This window comes from Massilia sp. LjRoot122 (genome assembly GCF_964252725.1).
Classification (GTDB): domain Bacteria; phylum Pseudomonadota; class Gammaproteobacteria; order Burkholderiales; family Burkholderiaceae_D; genus Telluria.
Genome location: NZ_CAXUPB020000002.1, coordinates 70,638 through 89,696, shown reverse-complemented (window position 1 = coordinate 89,696; position 19,059 = coordinate 70,638). Strand labels below are relative to the sequence as shown.

Here is a 19,059-nt window from a genome sequence, read left to right as displayed (position 1 = left end):
TCGACACCAGTCTCAGAAATGCGTCAGAAGAAGCTTTCAGGAATGACCAGCACGTCACCCGGGCGCATCGTCATGTTGGCTGAGATGTCGCCGTCCTTGATCAGGTCGTCGAGACGTACTGCGTATTTCTGCTGCTTGCCGTCCACGGTACGGATGATGCTGGCGCGATTGCCCGACGCGAATTCGGTGACGCCGCCAACGGCGATCAGGACATCCATCAGCGACATGTCCTTGCGATACGGCAGGGCCTGCGGACGAGCTGCCTGGCCGATCACGCGGATCTGCTCGCTGTAATTGCCGACGAAGTTCACGACGACCACCGTCACGACCGGTTGCTGGATGAACTTGGCAAGCGCTGCTTCGATGTCGCGCGCCAGTTGGGTCGAGGTCTTGCCGGCAGCCGGCAGGTCTTCGACCAGCGGCGTGGTGATCTTGCCATCCGGACGAACCGGCACCGACATCGAGACTTCCGGATTGCGCCAGACGATGATGTTGATGGTGTCGCCCGGACCGATCAGATACTCGGGGTTTACTGCCTCGGCCGAGGGAAGCTGCGGCGGGGTGCTGGTGCAGCCGCCCAGGGCCAACAGGCAGGTAATGGCAACGGCCTGGGTTGCGCGCTTGATCTGATGGGTCATGTTCGTGCTCACGTCAAATTCCTCTGGTTGGCTGCGCCGCGAGTATTCGCAGGCTGCTTCGTACGTGCATCATTGTCAAGCACAATTCTATACCATAGCACTTCGGCAACACCTGCACAATTGAAATACCTGTGGCGTCCTTGCACGCCTTTGCTCCGCTTTTTTGTTTTTACCAGCTGCGCTGCAGGAGTTCGCGTACGTGGCGCACCGGGATCGCGTAGCTAATGCCGCTCGGGTCGGACACCGCGCTCTCTCGCAGTCCCTTCAGGAACACCATGTTGATGACCCCGACGACGCTGCCGTCTTGTGGCCGGAACAGTGGGCTGCCGCTGTTGCCGGGATAGGCGGTGCCGTCGAGCTGGTAGACCGCGAACCCCGGGCGCTGCAGCAGGGCAATCGCGCGGGCGTCGAGCTGGCGCGAATTCAGCGACGGTCGCACCGCAGGTGCGATCGCGGCCAGCAGCGCACGATGGGTCGCCGCGTGCAGCCCCAGGCGCATCCCCAGCGGATAGCCGGTGAAGGCCAGGTCCTGTCCTTCGGCCACGCCGTCGTCGCCGGCCAGGGCCAGCGGCGCCAGCGGCGGTCCGGACAGGCGCAGGTGCGCCAGGTCGTGTTCAGCGTCCAGCCCGACCAGGCGCGCCGGGCGGAAGCCGACGGTCTCGCCTTCGCCGCCGATCACGATGCCGAGTTCCTCCTTGCGCGCACCATCCAGCTGTTTGGGGATGACATGGGCATTGGTAATGATGCTCAGGCCGTCGCCGACGGCAAAGCCGGTGCCGACGAAGACGACGGCGGGCTGGCGGGTCTGGAGCAAGGTGCCGATGCCGACCACCGAGGGCTTGACCCGCGCCACCGTGCGCGGCAGATCCTGGGCCTGCAGCGGCATGGCGGCGGCACCGAGGACGGCAGCGGCGATACCTGGGAGCGAGAACAGGGCCATCCGGCGGCCTTCCCGAACCGGCGCTGAAGCATTTCGGTTAGGAATCAATCGTGTGGGCACTTTTGTCTTTCCGACATTAAAATACGTATTTGACACAAGGCAATATTCATTAAAGAAACGGTCACGAGTGTAAGCGAGTCAGCAGTTCACTGATAGCAAATTTCCAGTTGAAAACAATTCAGCTCGTAAAATGTTGCAAATTTGTAACTTCTGAGCGCTAAACTGCTTAAGAACCCGACGGAATATTGTTACTTAGAGGAATTTGTGTTGCAGAGATCATCATTTTTTTTCATCTTCACGCTTATTTTTCTGACCCGCAATTGCAATTGCTCAGTCAACAAGCGATCATGCAGAATACCTTTTATTGATTGATGGGCTTGCATCTTTTTGCACGTTCTTAGGCGAGAATCCAACATGGCAGATATCACAGCCGCAATCCTGAATTTCCTCAAGGCAATTGGGAAGTACCGCTGGCAGGCAGTCTTCATTACCTGGGCCGTCGCAATCGCGGGCTGGGTGGTTGTCATGAAACTTCCCAACCAGTATGAAGCGTCGGCCCGCGTCTACGTCGATACCCAGAGCATCCTCAAGCCTCTGCTGTCCGGCATGACCACCCTGCCGAACCTCGACCAGCAGGTCGTCTTCATGCGCCGCACCTTGCTCAGCCGTCCGAACGTCGAGCGCGTGATGCGCATGGTCGACCTCGACGTCAAGGCCAAGAATGCGAAGGAACACGACGAGATGGTCGACGAGCTGATGGAGAAGATCAAGATCGGCGGCACCGAGCGCGACGACATCTACACCATCAGCTACACCGCTCCCGACGCGAAGCTGGGCAAGGATGTGGTGCAGTCGCTGCTGACCATCTTCGTCGAAGGCAGCTTCGGCGGCAAAAAGCAGGATTCCGCAAAGGCGGTCCAGTTCATCGACGACCAGATCCGCAACTACGAAGAGAAGCTGGCGGCGGCCGAGAACAGCCTGAAGGAATTCAAGATCCGCCACATGGGCATGCTGCCTGCCACGGGTGGCGGCGACTTCGGTACGCGCATGGTGAGCGCCAGCGAAGCGCTCAACACCGCACGCCTGGAACTGGCGGAAGCCGAGCAGGCGCGCAATGCGATCCGCCGCCGCATTTCCGGTGAAGCCGCCCCTGGCGAGACCACGCCGATCCGGATCACCGACCCGGAACTCGAAGCACGCGTCGCCGCCGTCACCAAGACCCTGGACAGCCTGCGTACCCAGTACACCGAAGCCCATCCGGACATCATCGCCAACGCCCGCCTGCTCGAGCAGCTCAACGCGCGCAAGCAGGAGCTGGCCAAGAACGGCAAGCCGAGCGCCGACCCGGGCGCCGGCTACAGCCCGATGCTGCAGCAGCTGAATGTGTCGCTGTCGGAAGCCGAGGCGCGCGTGGCATCGCTGCGGGCGCGGGTGAATGAATACTCGGAGCGGGTGGCGCGTCTGCGCACCCAGAGCAGCCAGGCGCCGGAAGTCGAGGCACAGCTGGCCCAGCTCAACCGCGACTACGAAGTCAACCGCGAGAACTACCAGAAGCTGGTGGAGCGCCGCGAATCGGCCAAGCTGTCGGGCGACCTGACCTCGGCCACCGACATGCTGAGCTTCCGCATCATCGATCCGCCGACCGCGCCGCCGCTGCCGTCCGGACCGAACCGCCTGCGCCTGTTCTCGGCGGTGTTCGTCGCCGCACTGGCCGCCGGCCTGGCTGGCGCATTCCTGCTGAGCCAGCTGCGTCCGACTTTCCTGAGCCAGGCCGCCCTGCGCGAGGCCACCGGCCTGCCGATCCTGGGCTCGATCAGCATGAACTGGACCGAACAGCAGACCGTCCGCCGCAAGCGCCGCGTGGTCGCGCTCGGCGCCGCCGTGCTGCTGCTGTTCGGCATCTATGGCGCGGGCGTGACTGCCATCCTGGTCCGCCCGGGCCTGTAACGATCACAAGGAGCAGACGTGAGCATTATCGAAAAAGCAGCGCGCCGCATTGATCAGGAACGCGGCCAGGCCGCGCCGCTGCCGGTCGCCGCAACGCCGGCACCGGTGCCGGTGCCCGTGGCGCCAGATGCCGACCTCGAGGTTCTGGAACCGGTCGCCATCGCGGCGCCTGCCGCAGTCCCCGCGCCCCCCGCCGCCCCTGTCCTCGAAGCCGATACGGGCGCCGCCGCGGACACGGGCTCGCATCCTACCCGCAAGGTGGAACTCGACCTGGCGGTAATGCGCGCCAGCGGCATGGTGACCGCCGCCGGCGGCCGTACTTCGCTGGTGGAAGACTTCCGCATCATCAAGCGCCCGCTGCTCAAGCGCGCCTTCGCCGAACGCGCCAAGGGCGAAAACCCGGCCAACCTGATCATGCTGACCAGTTCGCTGCCGGGCGAAGGCAAGACCTATTGCGCGATCAACCTGGCGATGAGCATCGCCATGGAACTCGACCATACCGTACTGCTGGTGGACGCCGACGTGGCCCGCCCCTCGGTGCTGGGCACGCTCGGCCTGCCGGCCCAGCGCGGCCTGATGGACCTGCTGGTGGACGACAAGCTCGACGTCTCCGACGTCCTGCTGCGCACCAATGTCGACACCCTCAGCATCCTGGCCGCCGGCACCAGCACCCCGCGTGCCACCGAGCTGCTCGCCAGCTCGGCCATGACGAGCCTGGTGCACGAGATCGCCAACCGTTACCCGGACCGGATCGTGATCTTCGATTCGCCGCCCCTGCTGCTCACCAGCGAGGCACGTGCCCTGGCCAGCCACATGGGCCAGATCGTCGTGGTGGTCGAAGCCCAGAAGACCACCCAGCACGCGGTCAGCGAGGCGCTGCGCCAGCTCGAGGGCTGCCCCAACGTAAACCTCATCTATAACAAGACCAGGGACATTCCCGGCATCGAAGAGACGTATGATTACCACTATGGTTAAAGGGCCGGCGCGGCCGCGTGCCGCGCTGCCCGTCGGCATGGCCCCCCTGGCTGCCGCCGTGCTGCTGCTGGTGGCACCACCCTCCCACGCGGACTGGCGCGTGCTGCCAAGCTTCACCCTGACCGAAACCTGGACCGACAACGTCACGCTGCAGCGCGACGAGCTCGCCGATTCGCAGTGGATCACCGAGTACCTGCCCAGTATCGCCGTGGTCGGCTCCGGCCGCCGCTTCAAGGTCGCAGCCAGCAGCCAATGGCGCCATTTCGATTACCGCAATGCCCGGCAAGCGAACACCGTCGACAGCATGCATGAGTATGCATTCAGCGGCCAGGGCGAACTGGCCGAGGACCTGCTGTTCATCGAGGCTGCCGCATCATCCTCGCCACAAGCCATCTCTGCCTTCGGCCCGCAGCCGTATAACAACCTGTACTCGCTCGGCAACCGCACGCAGATCAAGACCTGGCGCGTCAGTCCCCACCTCGAGCAGCGCCTCGGCCGCGCAGCCCACCTGTCGCTGCGCTACGCGCGCGATTCCGTGGATGCCGGCGAGCGCAACCGCTTCGGCAGCAGCACGGGCGACAGCTTCAGCGCCAGCCTGAACAGCGGTCCGGGATTCCGCACCCTGGACTGGGGCCTGAGCTTCATGCGCCAGAACCTCGAGAACGAACTGGCGGGACCGTCTTCGACCACCATCATCGGATCCAATCTGCGCTACGCGCTGAACCCGCGCTTCGCGCTGACCGCGACCGCCGGCTACGACCGCTACGACTACCAGTCGCTTGGCGGACGCACGGCCGGCCGCAACTGGTCCACCGGCTTCGACTGGCAGCCTTCGCTTCGTACCGCCCTGAAAGCCTCGCTCGGCCGCCATTACTTCGGCAACACGGGCGCGCTCGACGCCAGCCACCGCAGCCGCCACACGGTCTGGAAAATCACCTACGACGATGCGGTCACGACCACGCGCTCGCAGTTCCTGCTGCCGTCGACGATCGACACCACGGCCATGCTCGACGCCCTCTTCAAGACCCTGATTCCCGATCCGGTGCTGCGCCAGCAGGCCGTGGCCGCCTATATCCGCGATACCGGCCTTCCGCCCAGCCTGGCCGACAACGTCAACTACCTGAGCAACCGTTACCTGCGCCAGAAGCGGCTGCAGGCGTCGGCAGGGTTCTCGATGGCCCGCACTACCGCGGTACTGACGCTGTTCCGGACCGAGCGCATCGCCCTGTCGAGCCAGCAGAGCGACAGTGGCCTGCTCGGAAGCCAGTTGTCCTCGCTGAACGACAACATCGAGCAGCTGGGCACCAGCCTGAGCTACGGCTACCGTCTCAACTCACGCTCCAACCTGAGTGCTTCGGCAATGGCAAGCCGCAACCGCTCGCTGAGCACGGGTTTCGAGGACAGCAGCCGCCAGTTCCGCATCGGATTGACGCGTCAGGTCGGCAAGCACCTGCGCGCCGCGGTCGAAGTACGCCACCAGCGCGGCGGTGTCGGCATCAACGCCGGCGAATTCCGCGAGAACGCCGTCTCGGCCAGCCTGGCCGCCCAGCTTTAAGGAGCCAGCAAGCGATGTACGAAACTTATTACGGACTGTCCGCCAAGCCCTTCCAGCTGCGCCCGGATCCGCACTTCTTCTTCGGCAGCAAGGGCCACAAGCGCGCCATGGCCTACCTCGAGTACGGCCTGTCGCAGGGTGAGGGCTTCATCGTCATCACCGGCGAAGTCGGCGCGGGCAAGACCACGCTGGTGCGCAACCTGCTGAACAAGATCCCGCTTGATCAGATCGTCGCCGCCCACATCGTCAACACCAGCCTCGATCCGGAAGACACGCTGCGCATGGTGGTCTCCAGCTTCGGCCTGCCCTACGAGGGCGCCAGCAAGGCCGAGCTGCTGAATCGCCTGGAGCAGTTCCTGCGCGGCGTCGACCGCCAGGGCAAGCGCGCCCTGCTGGTCATCGACGAAGCCCAGAACCTGAACGCGCGCACGGTCGAGGAACTGCGCATGCTGTCGAACTTCCAGACCGACGACCGCTCGCTGCTGCAGACCTTCCTGCTCGGCCAGCCGGAGTTCCGCGCCACCCTGCACAGCCCCGGCATGCAGCAGCTGCGCCAGCGCGTGATCGCCAGCTACCACCTGGGACCGATGGATGCGCAGGAGACCCGCGCCTACGTCGAGCACCGCCTGGCCACGGTCGGCTGGAAGGGCGACCCGTCCTTCGACGACGATGCCCACGCGGCGATCTACGCCTACAGCGGCGGCATCCCGCGCAAGACCAATACCCTGATGGACCGGGTGCTCCTGATGGGCTACCTGGAAGAACTGCACGCCTTCACCGGGGACCACATCAACGAGGTGGTGCGCGACATCGCCGAGGAATACGAGCTGCCCGAGGTCATGGGCTCGCCCGACGCCTCCCTCCAGCAGAATGAACTGCGCACGATGGACACCCGCAGCGGCGAACGCCGCGCCGGCGCCAGCGTGGAAGTGCTCGACGAACGCATGATGCGCCTCGAGAAGTCGATCGTCTCGGTGCTGTCGATCCTGAAGAAAATCGTCGCCACGCCGCAGGGCGCGTCGGCCCAGCACATGGACAACCAGGAATGAAACTCTACGCACCCGCACCGCGCCCCTCATCTGGCCAACCTTCTGCGCCGGGAGCGCGCATCAAGAACGCCATGACCTGCGACGTCGAAGACTACTTCCAGGTCTCGGCCTTCGCGCCCTACATCGACCGCGACTCCTGGCCTTCGCGCGAATGCCGGGTCGAGGCCAACATGGAGCGCATCCTGGCCATCTACGAGCGGCACGGCGTCAAGGCCACCTTCTTCACCCTGGGCTGGATCGCCGAGCGTTATCCGGCCATGGTGAGGAAGATCGTGGCCGCGGGCCACGAGCTGGCCAGCCACGGCTACGGCCACCTGCGCGCCTCGGACCAGGACCGTGCCCAGTTCGACAACGACATCCGCTCGTCCAAGGCGCTGCTGGAAGACATCGGCGGCCAGGCCGTGCTGGGCTACCGCGCACCGAGCTTCTCGATCGGCCACGCCAACCTCTGGGCCCTCGAAGCCCTGCAGGAAGCCGGCTACCGCTACAGCTCGAGCATCTACCCGATCGCGCACGACCACTACGGCATGCCGGACGCGCCGCGCTTCGCCTTCTACCCGCATGGCCCGGACGGTCTGCTGGAAGTGCCGGTCACCACCGTCAACATGCTGGGGCGGAACCTGCCGGCCGGCGGCGGCGGCTACTTCCGCCTGCTGCCCTACGCGCTGTCGCGCTGGATGATGCAGAAGGTGAACCGCGAAGACCGCCAGCCGGCACTGTTCTACTTCCACCCCTGGGAACTCGACCCGGGCCAGCCGCGCCCCGCAGGCCTGGACGCCAAGTCGCGCTTCCGCCACTACGTCAACATCGAACGCATGGAAGGCCGCCTCGAGCAGCTGGCGCGCGACTTCGCGTGGGACCGCATGGACCGCATTTTCCTGGACAGTAAGTAAAAGAAGCGAACCGCACCATGAACTCGATCATCGAAGCCGCCCAGGCCAAACGCGCCGCGCCGGCGCTGGCCACCGGCCCCCAGACCCTCCACCTGCTGCAGCCGCAGGAAAACGCACGCTGGGACGCCTTCGTGCGGGCCTGCCCGGACGCCAGCTTCTTCCACCTGTCGGGCTGGCAGAAGGTCATCGAAGAATCCTTCGGCATCAAGACCTGGTTCTACTACGTCCAGCAGGACGGCCAGATCCAGGGCGTCCTGCCGTTGGCCGAGATCAAGAGCCGCCTGTTCGGCCACTCGCTGGGCGCGATGCCCTTCTGCGTCTACGGCGGCGTGGCCGCCATCGACGAGGGCGCGCGCGTCCTGCTCGACGAGGCGGCCGACAAGCTGGCGCGCGAGCTGGGCGTCGGCCACCTCGAATACCGCGGCATGCAGCGCGCCCACCCGGATGACAGCAGCTGGCATACCAAGGAGCTGTACGTCACTTTCCGCAAGGAGATCAGCGCGGACGACGAAGCCAACCTGAACGCCATCCCGCGCAAGCAGCGCGCCATGGTGCGCAAGGGGATCAAGCTGGGCCTGAAGGGCGTGGTCGAGAACAACGTCGACCGCATGTTCGAGGCCTATGCCAACAGCGTGCTGCGCCTCGGCACCCCGGTGTTCCCGAAAAAATACTTCGCGCTGCTGCAGCAGACCTTCGGCGACGAGTGCGAGGTGCGCAGCATCTATACCGAAGACGACCGCCTGGTGGCCTCGGTGCTGTCCTTCTACTGGCGCGACGAGGTCGTGCCCTACTACGGCGGCGGCATGGACCTGGCGCGCGAAGTGGCCGGCAACGACTTCATGTACTGGAACCTGATGCAGGCCGCCGCCGCGCGCGGCTGCCGCATCTTCGACTACGGCCGCAGCAAGCTGGGCACCGGCGCCTACGACTTCAAGAAGAACTGGGGCTTCACCGCCACGCCGCTGCCGTATGAATACAAGCTGTATGCGTCGGACAAGCTGCCTGATAACAACCCGCTGAACCCGAAATACCAGCTGTTCATCAAGATGTGGAAGAAGCTGCCGCTGCCGGTGGCGAACTTCCTCGGCCCCTACATCGTGCGCAACCTGGGATAAGACGTGGAAGACCTGCTGCTGCTGATCCACCGGATCCCCTACCCGCCCAACAAGGGCGACAAGATCCGTTCCTACCATCTGCTCAAGCACCTGGCGCGCGACTACCGGGTGCACCTGGCTACGTTTGTCGACGACGCCGACGACTGGCAGCACGTGCCGACCGTCGAGAAGATGTGCGCGAGCAGCCATTTCGCCAGCCTGAACCCGACCCTGGCACGAGTGCGCAGCCTGGGTGCGCTGGTCAAGAACCGCTCGTTGTCGCTCGACTACTACCGCGACGCCAATTTGCAGCGCTGGGTCGACCAGACAGTGGCCGCCCACAAGATCGAACGGGTGCTGGTGTTCTCCTCGGCGATGGCGCAGTTCGTCGACCACCACCGCCAGGCGCGCCGCGTGGTCGACTTCTGCGACGTCGACTCGGACAAGTGGCGCCAGTACGCCGACAAGAAATCCTGGCCGATGAGCTGGCTGTACCGCCACGAAGCGCGCCAGCTGCTGTCCTACGAGCGCCAGGTGGCGCGCGACTACGACGCCTCGCTGTTCGTGTCGGCGCCCGAGGCTGACCTGTTCCGCCAGCTGGCCCCGGAAAGCGACGCCAAGATCGGTTTCTTCAGCAACGGCGTCGACACCGACTACTTCTCGCCGGCGGCGGTGCAGTCCAGTCCCTACGCCGAAGGCGAGCGCGCCATCGTGTTCACCGGCGCCATGGATTACTGGCCGAACGTCGATGCGGTGCAGTGGTTCGCGGCCGAGGCGATGCCGCTGCTGCGCGCACGCTTCCCCGACCTGCGCTTCTACATCGTCGGCGCCCGTCCGGCCCCGGCCGTGCTGGAGCTGGCCAGGCAGCCGAACACCGTGGTCACCGGCACCGTGCCGGACGTACGGCCCTACATCGCCCATGCGCAATGCGCGGTGGCCCCGCTGCGCATCGCGCGCGGCATCCAGAACAAGGTGCTCGAGGCGATGGCGATGGCCACACCGGTGGTGGTGACGCCGCAGGCGCTCGAAGGCATCGAGGCCGAACCGGGCCGCGAGCTGGTGCTGGCGCATGACGCCGCCGGCTTCACCGAGGCCGTCGCCGCCCTGCTGGGCCGCGCCGGCAATGACATTGGGCTGGCCGCACGCGCCAGGGTCGAACGCAAATACAGCTGGCCGAGCAACCTGGCCTGCATTGGGGAGCGCCTAGAATGTTCCTGACACCTCCACCCGGTGTGGCTCAAACGCCGCTCGCCAACGCAAACGCGCCGGCTCCATGGGCAGCTGCCAGCGTCATCGCGCTGGCGCTGGCGCTGCTGGCGCCCTTCCTGCTGTACTCCGGCACCGTGGCCTCGATGGTCGCGACCTGGAACAGCTCCGAGACTTTCGCCCACGGCTATGTGATCCTGCCGATCAGCCTGGCGCTGATCTGGCGCGAGCGCGCCTGGTTCTCGCGCCTGCCGGCGCGGCCCTGGTGGCCCGGCCTGGTGCTGATGGCCGGCGCCGGGGCCGGCTGGCTGGCCGGGCGCATGGGCGAAGTGCAGGTCGTGATGCAGTACGCTTTCGTGTCGCTGCTCCCGCTCGCCGCGCTGACCCTGCTCGGACCGCGCCTGGCGTCGAAGTTCACCTTCCCGCTGCTATTCCTGCTGTTCGCAGTGCCCTTCGGCGAAGTCTTCGTCGCCCCCCTGATCAACTACACCGCCGACTTCACGGTGTGGGCGGTGCAGGCCACCGGCATTCCGGTACTGCGCAACGGCACCCGCTTCGAGCTGCCCACCGGCACCTGGTCGGTGGTCGAGGCCTGCAGCGGCATCCGCTACCTGATCTCTTCGATCACCCTGGGCTGCCTGTACGCCTACCTCACCTACCGCTCGAACACGCGGCGGGCCGTCTTCATCGGCCTGTCGATCGTGGTGCCGATCGTCGCCAACTGGCTGCGCGCCTACGGTATCGTCATGATCGGCCATACCAGCGGCATGGAACTGGCCACCGGCGTCGACCACCTGGTCTACGGCTGGCTGTTCTTCGGCATCGTCATGTTCATCATGTTCTGGATCGGCAGCTACTGGCGCGAGGACGACCAGCCGGCGCCCGCCAAGGTCGCCGATACCCCGGCAGCGGCCCACGTCCCCATGAAGTCGCTGGTGCCGGTGGCGGTTGCCGTGGTGGCGGTGGCTGCCGCCTGGCCGGCCTTTGCCGCCTACAACGAGCGCGCCAACCACAACCCGCAACCGGTGGTGCTGGCTGCCCTGGACCTGGCCTGGCCAGCAGCCGCCGGCTTCCCGGACTGGCAGCTCGACTACATGGAGCCGGACGCGCGTCTGGCACGCACCTACGCTGCACCGGAAGGACGTCCGGTACAGCTTCAGCTGCTGTATTACCGCAACCAGGACAAGCAAAAAGCGCTGATCAGCTCCATCAACCGCCTGACTCGTGAGAAAGATGCGTTTCATGTGGTCGGTTCCGGCATGCGCAACGAGGAAGCAGGCGGCCGCACACTGCCGCTTCGCGAAGCGGTGTTGAGTGGTCCCGGCGGTCCCTTGCTCGTCTGGCACGTGTTGTGGATCGATGGCCAGTACACTGCCAGCAACGTGGTCGGTAAGCTGCGCCAGGCCGCCGGCAAGCTGAAATTCCGCGGCGACGATGGCGCGCTCGTGACGATTGCCGTCCCGGCCACGAACGACAAGGATGCCGCACGCGCTGTGCTGCGCGCCTTCCTGGCGGAGAACTTTGCCGCAGTCGATGCAGTTCTGGTTCAAACCCGTCAAAAATAATTCATTGGCATCCCATGCAGATCGTCATCTTTACCGCCAACCTGGACTTTAACGTTCGCTGGAACGTCGCGTCGCTCGCTGAGCAGTATCCGGAAAGCCATATCGCGGTACTGGTCCATGCGCCACAAAAGAAGCTTGCCACGCTGCTGCGCAACCAGTGGAAAAATCTACAGCGCCACGGCTGGCGCTGGATTCCTTATCAAGGGGCTGAGCTTGCCAATTTGGCAGCCGACCGCTTCTCGTCCCGGCCACAGTCCAGTCCTGACCGCCCAGGGCAAGCCTTCACCCTTCGTGCCCTGGAACAGCATCCGCGCATCACCATCAAGCGCGTTGCCGCCATCAATGGACAAGAGGCGTGCACCTGGGTGGCGCAACTGGCTCCGGACATCGGTATCGCCCTCGGTGCGCCGATTCTCAAACCGGTGCTCTTTTCGCTGCCGCGGCTAGGCACTATCAATCTGCACAAGGGCCGCCTGCCGCATTACCGTGGCATGCCGCCGGGTTTCTGGGAGCTGCACAACGGTGAAACCAGCGTCGGCGTTACCGTGCACCGCGTCGACGCCGGCCTCGACACGGGCGACATCCTGCTCGAGTCCAGCGTGCCAATCGACCGCTTTTCAACACTGCGTGGCCTGAAGACAAAGCTCGATCGCGTTGGTGTAGAACTGGTATGCGAAGCGGTAGGCCGCATACTCGACGGCAGTGCCGTGTTCAGGCCACAGCCCCAAGGTGGAAAGACCAATACGCGTCCGCCGCTGGCGTTGGAATCGGATCTGGCGCGCAGGCTGGCTGCACGCGATCCTTCCCGCGGTAGCTTGGGCAAAATTGCAGCCAAAAAATTGTTGTTCATGGCGTATTCGCAACTCTGGATGCCGATGGTGAATTGGCTGCATGGGCGCACCGGCAAGCAGCGTGTCATTATCCTGCTCTATCACCGCGTGAGCGACCAGTTCCGCGACCACGTTACGATCGGGATCGAGCGCTTCGACGAACACATGGCCTATGTGGCCAAGAACTTCGTGACGGTCTCGTTAAAAGAAATTGTTGAAGGCAAAATCCCGCGCAATACCTCGAAGCCGGTCATTGCCGTATCGTTCGACGACGGCTACCTCGATAACTATGAGAACGCCGCGCCGATCCTGATCAAACATCAGGTGCCCTGCACCTTCTTCGTGAGCACTGAAAAAGTACGCGAGAACAAACCGTTTGACCATGATATGCGCGCGCTCGGATTTGGCCTCGACAACATGAACTGGGAACAAGTGCGCCGCATGCGGGACTGGGGCCTGCATTTCGGCAGCCATACCCGCAATCATGTCAACCTGGCGGAAATCAGCGATGAATTGGCCCTCGAAGAACTGCAAGGGTCGCTGAATGACATTCGTCGCGAACTCGGCCAGGAGCAAGTGTTCATCGCCTACCCATACGGGCGCAAGCACCACATCACGGCTGCACGCATCGACATGATGAAGAAGCTTGGTTATGCCGCGTGTTTCTCAGCCTATGGGGGCTTGAATGGCGCCGATGTGGACCTGTTCAATATCAAGCGCATTGGCGTGAACTGGGCGTTTGACCTGGCGACCCTGCGGGCGCGCTTGCGCGGATGGGACAAGACCCAATGAAGCAGCCTCCACTCATCGTGCACTTGACGTACGTGCTCGACTTCGGCGGGTTGGAGACCCTGATCGTCGAATCGATCAACCGCATGCCGGCAGACCGCTATCGCCACGCAATCATCTGCCTGACGCGCTACACCGACTTTGCCAAGAAGATCACCCGTCCCGGGGTCGAGATCATCGCCCTCGACAAACCTTCGGGCCTGGCACTCGAGACCCACGTCAAGCTGTATCAGTTGCTGCGCAGGCTGCGTCCGACCATACTGCATACCTACAATCTCGCGGCGATCGAGTACCAGTTCACGGCCTTGCTGGCCGGCGTACCGGTGCGCGTCCATGCTGAACACGGGCGCGACGCAGGTGATCCGCACGGGACCAACCGCAAGCACAACCTGCTTCGCCGCCTGCTGGTGCCGCTCATCGACTGTTTCGTGCCGGTTTCGCTTGACCTGCGCAATTGGCTCGCCCGCATTGGTATCCCTGCGACGAAGAATCTTCTGATCGACAATGGCGTCGATACCACGGACTACCGCCCCGATCCGGGCGCGGCGCCGCCTCCCGGCTGGCCTGAATGGCGCGACTGCTTCGTTATCGGCACCGTAGGCCGTGTGCAGGACGTCAAGGACCACGCTTCCCTTGTCGAAGCATTTGCACTGCTGCGCAAACAGCAACCCGAACTTGCTGCGCGGGCGCGCCTGGTCATCGTGGGCGAAGGCCCGCTGCGCGCCGCACTGCAGCGCCAGGTCGAGGCAGCCGGACTAAGCGATGTAGTACACCTGCCGGGCGCACGTAACGATATCGCAGCCATCATGCGCAGCTTCGATGTGTTCGCACTCAGTTCGATTGCGGAAGGTACGCCGGTAACGATGTTGGAGGCAATGGCTACCGGGCTGCCGGTGGTATCGACCCGTGTCGGTGGTATTCCCGACCTGGTACAGGAAGGAAGCACTGGCCTGCTGGTGCCGGCGCGCAATCCACAGGCCCTGGCCACTGCGCTGGCGCAGTATGTGGCCGACCCGGCCTTGGCTCGCAGTCATGGTGCGCTGGCACGAATGCACGTCGAACGTCGCTACAGTCTCAGCGCGATGCTTTCTGTCTACCTTGCGTTGTACGACCGGTTAACAAGCAGTAAATCGAAACATAAGAAAGTCATTGAACCATGTGCGGAATAGTTGGAATATTTGACATGCAGGGCAGTCGCCCCATCGACCGCGAACTCCTGCATCGGATGAACGAAAGTCAATTCCACCGCGGCCCGGTGGAAGGCGACCTGCACCTCGAGCCGGGACTCGGCTTCGGCCACCGCCGCCTGTCGATCATCGCGCTCGAAGCCGGCCTGCAGCCGCTTTTCAACGAAGACGAAACCATTGCCCTCGTATTCAACGGCGAGATCTACAACTTTCGCGAATTGCGCACCGAACTGCAGGGCCTAGGGCACGTGTTCCGTACTCCTTCGGACAGCGAAACCATCGTTCATGCTTACGAACAATGGGGCGAAGCATGCGTCAACCACCTGCGCGGCATGTTCGCCTTCGCGATCTGGGACCGCCCACAACAGACCCTGTTCCTGGCGCGCGACCGCATGGGCATCAAGCCGATGCACTACGCGGCTCTGCCGGACGGGACCTTCGCCTTCGGCTCGGAGCTCAAGTCCCTGCTCACGCTGCCGAATATCACGCGCGACATCGATCCGCTGGCCGTCGAAGAATATTTCGCCTACGGCTACGTACCGGAACCGCGTACGATCTTTACGAGTGCGCGGAAACTGCTCCCAGGCCATACGCTAAGCTTGCGTGTCGGCCAACCGCTGCCGGCATCGAAGCAGTACTGGGACGTACCGTTCATCCCACACGCTGCCATGAGCGAACGCGAGATCGAAGCCGAACTGGTCGTCCGCCTGCGCGAGGCGGTCCAGAGCCACCTGATCTCGGACGTTCCCTTGGGGGCATTCTTGTCCGGCGGCGTCGATTCGAGCGCCGTGGTGGCAATGATGGCCGGTGTCACCGAAGGGCCGGTCAATACCTGCTCGATCGCTTTCAATAACCAAGCCTTCGACGAATCGGTGTATGCGCGCCAGGTCGCCGAACGCTACAAGACAAGCCATCGCTCCGAAACGGTCGACAAGGACGACTACGGCCTGATCGACACCTTGGCGGCCCTGTATGATGAGCCTTATGCAGACAGCTCGGCTATCCCGACCTACCGAGTCTGTCAGCTTGCGCGAAAGAACGTGACCGTCGCTCTGTCAGGCGACGGCGGCGATGAGAACTTTGCCGGTTACCGCCGGCATCGCATGGCAATGGGAGAAGAGCGCGTACGCTCACTGCTGCCGCTTGCACTGCGCAAACCGGTATTCGGCCTGCTCGGTGCGGCCTACCCGAAGGCCGACTGGGCACCGCGCGTGCTCCGTGCCAAGACCACCTTTGAAGCCTTGGCCCGAGATCTCACCGAAGGCTACTTCCACGGTGTCTCGGTCAGCAACGACCGCATCCGCGCCCAACTTTTCTCGAACGGTTTCAAGCAGCGCCTGCAGGGCTACCGTGCGGTTGAAGTCATGCGTGGCTATGCAGCCAAGGCGCCGACCGACGACCCGCTGTCGCTGGTCCAGTACCTCGACATGAAGACCTACTTGCCTGGGGATATCCTAACCAAGGTGGATCGCGCGAGCATGGCACATGCGCTGGAAGTACGCGTGCCGCTGCTCGACCACAAGTTCGTGGAATGGGTATCCGGCTTGCCTTCAGGAACGAAGCTGCGCAATGGCGACGGCAAGCATATCTTCAAGAAAGCGCTTCAACCATATCTGAGCGACGACATCCTGTATCGCAAGAAGCAGGGGTTCTCGATCCCGTTGTCCGAATGGTTGCGCGGTCCGCTGCTCGATACCATGCGGCGCGCGGTACTGAATCCCGCCCTGCTCGACACCGGCATCTTCAACCGCAGCTACTTGAAACAGATGGTTGACGAACACGCGGCAGGTACGAAGGACCATGGTACGACCCTGTGGTCGGTGCTGATGTTCGACGCCTTCCTGCGCAACAACGGTGCCGCCGGCTCGGCCGGCCATAGCGCCCCCGCAGTTGCCGTCGCCGCATAACGAACAAGACCAACGCAACAAGCGAACCGGAACCACAAGATCATGCGAGTCCTTCACATCCTCGATCACTCGATCCCGCTGCACAGCGGCTACACCTTCCGCACCCGTTCGATCCTGCGTGAACAGCGCGCCCTCGGCTGGGAGACCTTCCACATCACCGGTTCCAAACAGCATTCGGGCGAGCAGCTCGAGGAGACCGTAGACGGCCTGCATTTTTACCGCAGCCCGGTCTCGACCAGCGCGCTGTCGAAACTGCCGGTGCTGAACCAGAAGGAAGTCATCGATGGCCTCACGCGGCGCCTGGCCGAGATCATTCCGCAGGTGAAACCGGACGTGCTGCATGCCCACTCGCCAAGCCTGAATGCGATCGCCGCCTTGCGCGCCGGCAAGCGCTTCGGCATTCCGGTGGTGTACGAGGTGCGCGCTTTCTGGGAGGACGCCGCGGTCGACCACGGCACCAGCAGCGAAAATGGCCTGCGCTACCGCGCCACCCGCGCTCTCGAAACGTATGCGCTCAAGCGCGCGGACGCCGTCACCACCATCTGCGAAGGCCTGCGCAAGGATATCGTGGCGCGCGGCATTCCGGTCGACAAGGTCACGGTGATCCCGAATGCGGTCGACATCGACAAGTTCTCGGTCGGAGGCAGCGCCGACCAGGAATTGAAGGCCAAGCTCGGCCTGCAGGGATCGCGCCTGATCGGCTTCATCGGTTCCTTCTATGCCTACGAAGGCCTGGACATCCTGCTGCGCGCGGTGCCGCAGCTGGCAAGCGAGCTGCCGGACCTGCGCGTTCTGCTGGTCGGCGGCGGCCCGCAGGACGCTCAGTTGCGCCAGCTGGCGAACGACCTGGGCATCAACGACAAGGTGGTGTTCACCGGCCGCGTGCCGCACGACCAGGTACAGACCTACTACGACCTGCTCGACGTGCTGGTCTACCCGCGCCTGTCGATGCGCCTGACCGAGCTGGTAACGCCCTTGAAACCGCTCGAAGCCATGGCCCAGGGCCGCATCCTGGCCGCGTCCGACGTCGGCGGCCACCTCGAACTGATCGCCGACGGCAAGACTGGCGTACTGTTCAAGGCCGACGATCCGGCTTCCCTGGCCGACAAGGTCGGCGCCCTGCTGCGTGCCCAGGACCGCTGGCCGGCGCTGCGCGCGGCCGGCCGCGAATACGTCGAGAGCGAGCGTAACTGGCAGGTCAGCGTGGCGCGCTACAAGAGCATCTACGGCCGCCTCACCGGGCGCGCCACTACCGGTGTCACCGAGTCCCAGGCGGCATGAAGATCCTGACTTTCAGTACGCTGTTTCCAAACACGGAAAAGTCGGGACACGGCATTTTCGTGGAAACCCGCCTGCGCCACCTGGTCGCGACCGGCCAGGTCGAGGCGCGCGTGGTGGCGCCGGTGGCCTGGTTTCCTTCCACCAATCCGCGCTTCGGCAACTATGCAAACATGGCGCGCGTGCCGCGCCAGGAAATCCGCCACGGCCTGCAGGTGGCCCACCCGCGCTATCCCGTGCTGCCGAAGGTCGGCATGAACCTGGCGCCGCTGCTGCTGGCGCAGGCAGTGAAACCCGTGATCGCCCGCATGATCGACGAAGGCTACGACTTCGACCTGATCGATGCGCATTACTTCTACCCGGACGGCGTGGCGGCAGCCATGCTGGCGCGCTACTTCAAGAAGCCGCTGGTGATCACCGCGCGCGGCTCGGACATTACCTTGCTGCCGCAATACGCGCTGCCGCGCCGCATGATCAAATGGGCGGCGCGGCGCGCCGATGCCGTCATCACCGTCTGTAATGCCCTGCGCGACGAAGTGGTGGCGCTGGACGTGCCGGCAGAGCGCGTAACTTCATTGCGCAACGGCGTCGACCTGCAGTTGTTCCGCCCGCTCGAACGCCGCGCCAACCCGATGTTCACGCTGCTCACGGTCGGCCACCTGGTGCCGGTCAAGGCCCAGGAGCTGATCATCGCAGCCCTGCCGCTGCTGCCCGGCGTGCGCCTGGTCGTTGCCGGCGATGGCCCGAACCGCGGCATGCTGGAAGCGCTGGCGCGCAAGCTCGACGTCGACGGGCGCGTGGAATTCCTGGGCGCCGTGCCGCAGGCCCGGTTGCGCGAGCATTACGGCGCGGCCGACGCCCTGGTGCTGGCTTCCTCCCGCGAAGGCTGGGCCAACGTGCTGCTGGAATCGATGGCCTGCGGTACGCCGGTCGTCGCCAGCCGCGTTTACGGCACGCCGGAAGTGGTGGCCGCGCCTGAAGCCGGCATCTTGATGTCCGAACGCACGCCCCAGGGCGTGGCCGATGCCGTCAATGCGCTGCGCGCCGCCTACCCGGACCGCGCTGCGACCCGCCGTTACGCCGAAGGCTTCAGCTGGGATGACACGAGTGCCGGACAATTGCGCGTCTTTAGTGCAGTGCTGGGGAGAACGGCCGGTGCTGCAAACCCGACTAAAAGCGGCAAGCCCGCCTACCTGGATTAGGAAG

16 protein-coding genes are annotated in these 19,059 nt (G+C 64.2%); 13 read left to right on the top strand and 3 right to left on the bottom strand.

All coding sequences use genetic code 11. The features are described from left to right. Nucleotides 1-23: 23 nt before the first annotated feature. The 3 genes from ACSQ25_RS23685 to ACSQ25_RS23675 all read right to left on the bottom strand — a co-directional run bounded on the left by ACSQ25_RS23685 (nt 24) and on the right by ACSQ25_RS23675 (nt 2,105). Nucleotides 24-638: an XrtA/PEP-CTERM system exopolysaccharide export protein gene (locus ACSQ25_RS23685; protein ID WP_436108199.1), complete on the bottom strand. Its 615-nt coding sequence runs from the start codon at nt 636-638 to the stop codon at nt 24-26. Nucleotides 639-807: 169 nt separating this feature from the next. Next, the gene (locus ACSQ25_RS23680) at nt 808-1,578 is read right to left on the bottom strand and encodes a S1 family peptidase (RefSeq protein ID WP_436108198.1); all 771 of its coding nucleotides are present in this window, start codon (nt 1,576-1,578) and stop codon (nt 808-810) included. Nucleotides 1,579-1,826: 248 nt separating this feature from the next. Continuing rightward, nucleotides 1,827-2,105, bottom strand: coding sequence for a hypothetical protein (locus ACSQ25_RS23675; protein WP_436108285.1), 279 nt, complete (start codon nt 2,103-2,105; stop codon nt 1,827-1,829). Between ACSQ25_RS23675 and ACSQ25_RS23670 the strand changes: the two genes are divergently transcribed. Genes ACSQ25_RS23670 through ACSQ25_RS23610 form a run of 13 tightly spaced genes read left to right on the top strand, consistent with a single transcriptional unit; the run spans nt 1,993 to nt 19,055 of the window. Continuing rightward, nucleotides 1,993-3,525, top strand: a complete 1,533-nt coding sequence (locus ACSQ25_RS23670; protein ID WP_436108197.1) for an XrtA system polysaccharide chain length determinant — start codon at nt 1,993-1,995, stop codon at nt 3,523-3,525. The genes ACSQ25_RS23675 and ACSQ25_RS23670 overlap by 113 nt on opposite strands. Nucleotides 3,526-3,543: 18 nt before the next feature. Next, nucleotides 3,544-4,500 (top strand): XrtA-associated tyrosine autokinase, encoded by a 957-nt coding sequence (locus ACSQ25_RS23665; RefSeq protein WP_436108196.1) that lies wholly within the window; start codon nt 3,544-3,546, stop codon nt 4,498-4,500. Next, nucleotides 4,481-6,055, top strand: a complete 1,575-nt coding sequence (locus tag ACSQ25_RS23660; RefSeq protein ID WP_436108195.1) for a TIGR03016 family PEP-CTERM system-associated outer membrane protein — start codon at nt 4,481-4,483, stop codon at nt 6,053-6,055. Before ACSQ25_RS23665 ends, ACSQ25_RS23660 begins: the two co-directional genes overlap by 20 nt. Before the next feature lie 14 nt (nt 6,056-6,069). Beyond that, entirely contained in the window at nt 6,070-7,104 is a 1,035-nt protein-coding gene (locus tag ACSQ25_RS23655; protein ID WP_436108194.1) for an XrtA/PEP-CTERM system-associated ATPase, read from the top strand. Next, complete coding sequence (locus ACSQ25_RS23650) at nt 7,101-7,997, top strand: XrtA system polysaccharide deacetylase (RefSeq protein WP_436108193.1); 897 nt, start codon at nt 7,101-7,103, stop codon at nt 7,995-7,997. The genes ACSQ25_RS23655 and ACSQ25_RS23650 overlap by 4 nt, the downstream gene beginning before the upstream one ends. A gap of 17 nt (nt 7,998-8,014) precedes the next feature. Beyond that, a complete protein-coding gene (locus tag ACSQ25_RS23645; RefSeq protein ID WP_436108192.1) occupies nt 8,015-9,112 on the top strand; it encodes a FemAB family XrtA/PEP-CTERM system-associated protein in 1,098 nt (365 codons plus the stop codon). A 3-nt stretch (nt 9,113-9,115) separates the two neighbouring features. After that, entirely contained in the window at nt 9,116-10,309 is a 1,194-nt protein-coding gene (locus tag ACSQ25_RS23640; protein WP_436108191.1) for a TIGR03087 family PEP-CTERM/XrtA system glycosyltransferase, read from the top strand. Beyond that, the gene (xrtA, locus tag ACSQ25_RS23635; RefSeq protein ID WP_436108190.1) at nt 10,300-11,862 is read left to right on the top strand and encodes an exosortase A; all 1,563 of its coding nucleotides are present in this window, start codon (nt 10,300-10,302) and stop codon (nt 11,860-11,862) included. The genes ACSQ25_RS23640 and xrtA overlap by 10 nt, the downstream gene beginning before the upstream one ends. Nucleotides 11,863-11,876: 14 nt before the next feature. Next, nucleotides 11,877-13,484, top strand: a complete 1,608-nt coding sequence (locus ACSQ25_RS23630; RefSeq protein ID WP_436108189.1) for a polysaccharide deacetylase family protein — start codon at nt 11,877-11,879, stop codon at nt 13,482-13,484. Continuing rightward, nucleotides 13,481-14,650, top strand: a complete 1,170-nt coding sequence (locus ACSQ25_RS23625; protein ID WP_436108188.1) for a TIGR03088 family PEP-CTERM/XrtA system glycosyltransferase — start codon at nt 13,481-13,483, stop codon at nt 14,648-14,650. The genes ACSQ25_RS23630 and ACSQ25_RS23625 overlap by 4 nt, the downstream gene beginning before the upstream one ends. Next, on the top strand, nt 14,638-16,575 hold the full coding sequence (locus tag ACSQ25_RS23620) for an XrtA/PEP-CTERM system amidotransferase (RefSeq protein WP_436108187.1): 1,938 nt from the start codon (nt 14,638-14,640) through the stop codon (nt 16,573-16,575). Before ACSQ25_RS23625 ends, ACSQ25_RS23620 begins: the two co-directional genes overlap by 13 nt. 42 nt (nt 16,576-16,617) lie before the next feature. Then, a complete protein-coding gene (locus ACSQ25_RS23615) occupies nt 16,618-17,856 on the top strand; it encodes a TIGR04063 family PEP-CTERM/XrtA system glycosyltransferase (protein WP_436108186.1) in 1,239 nt (412 codons plus the stop codon). Then, nucleotides 17,853-19,055: a glycosyltransferase family 4 protein gene (locus ACSQ25_RS23610; RefSeq protein WP_436108185.1), complete on the top strand. Its 1,203-nt coding sequence runs from the start codon at nt 17,853-17,855 to the stop codon at nt 19,053-19,055. Before ACSQ25_RS23615 ends, ACSQ25_RS23610 begins: the two co-directional genes overlap by 4 nt. Nucleotides 19,056-19,059 lie beyond the last annotated feature (4 nt).

Excerpts from the sequence above, each read along its gene's own strand:
- ACSQ25_RS23685 (WP_436108199.1), bottom strand. The coding sequence starts at position 638 with ATGACCCATCAGATCAAGCGCGCAACCCAGGCCGTTGCCATTACCTGC.
- ACSQ25_RS23680 (WP_436108198.1), bottom strand. The coding sequence starts at position 1,578 with ATGGCCCTGTTCTCGCTCCCAGGTATCGCCGCTGCCGTCCTCGGTGCC.
- ACSQ25_RS23670 (WP_436108197.1), top strand. The coding sequence starts at position 1,993 with ATGGCAGATATCACAGCCGCAATCCTGAATTTCCTCAAGGCAATTGGG.
- ACSQ25_RS23675 (WP_436108285.1), bottom strand. The coding sequence starts at position 2,105 with ATGACAACCACCCAGCCCGCGATTGCGACGGCCCAGGTAATGAAGACT.
- ACSQ25_RS23660 (WP_436108195.1), top strand. The coding sequence starts at position 4,481 with ATGATTACCACTATGGTTAAAGGGCCGGCGCGGCCGCGTGCCGCGCTG.
- ACSQ25_RS23655 (WP_436108194.1), top strand. The coding sequence starts at position 6,070 with ATGTACGAAACTTATTACGGACTGTCCGCCAAGCCCTTCCAGCTGCGC.
- ACSQ25_RS23650 (WP_436108193.1), top strand. The coding sequence starts at position 7,101 with ATGAAACTCTACGCACCCGCACCGCGCCCCTCATCTGGCCAACCTTCT.
- ACSQ25_RS23645 (WP_436108192.1), top strand. The coding sequence starts at position 8,015 with ATGAACTCGATCATCGAAGCCGCCCAGGCCAAACGCGCCGCGCCGGCG.
- xrtA (WP_436108190.1), top strand. The coding sequence starts at position 10,300 with ATGTTCCTGACACCTCCACCCGGTGTGGCTCAAACGCCGCTCGCCAAC.
- ACSQ25_RS23630 (WP_436108189.1), top strand. The coding sequence starts at position 11,877 with ATGCAGATCGTCATCTTTACCGCCAACCTGGACTTTAACGTTCGCTGG.
- ACSQ25_RS23625 (WP_436108188.1), top strand. The coding sequence starts at position 13,481 with ATGAAGCAGCCTCCACTCATCGTGCACTTGACGTACGTGCTCGACTTC.
- ACSQ25_RS23620 (WP_436108187.1), top strand. The coding sequence starts at position 14,638 with ATGTGCGGAATAGTTGGAATATTTGACATGCAGGGCAGTCGCCCCATC.
- ACSQ25_RS23615 (WP_436108186.1), top strand. The coding sequence starts at position 16,618 with ATGCGAGTCCTTCACATCCTCGATCACTCGATCCCGCTGCACAGCGGC.
- ACSQ25_RS23610 (WP_436108185.1), top strand. The coding sequence starts at position 17,853 with ATGAAGATCCTGACTTTCAGTACGCTGTTTCCAAACACGGAAAAGTCG.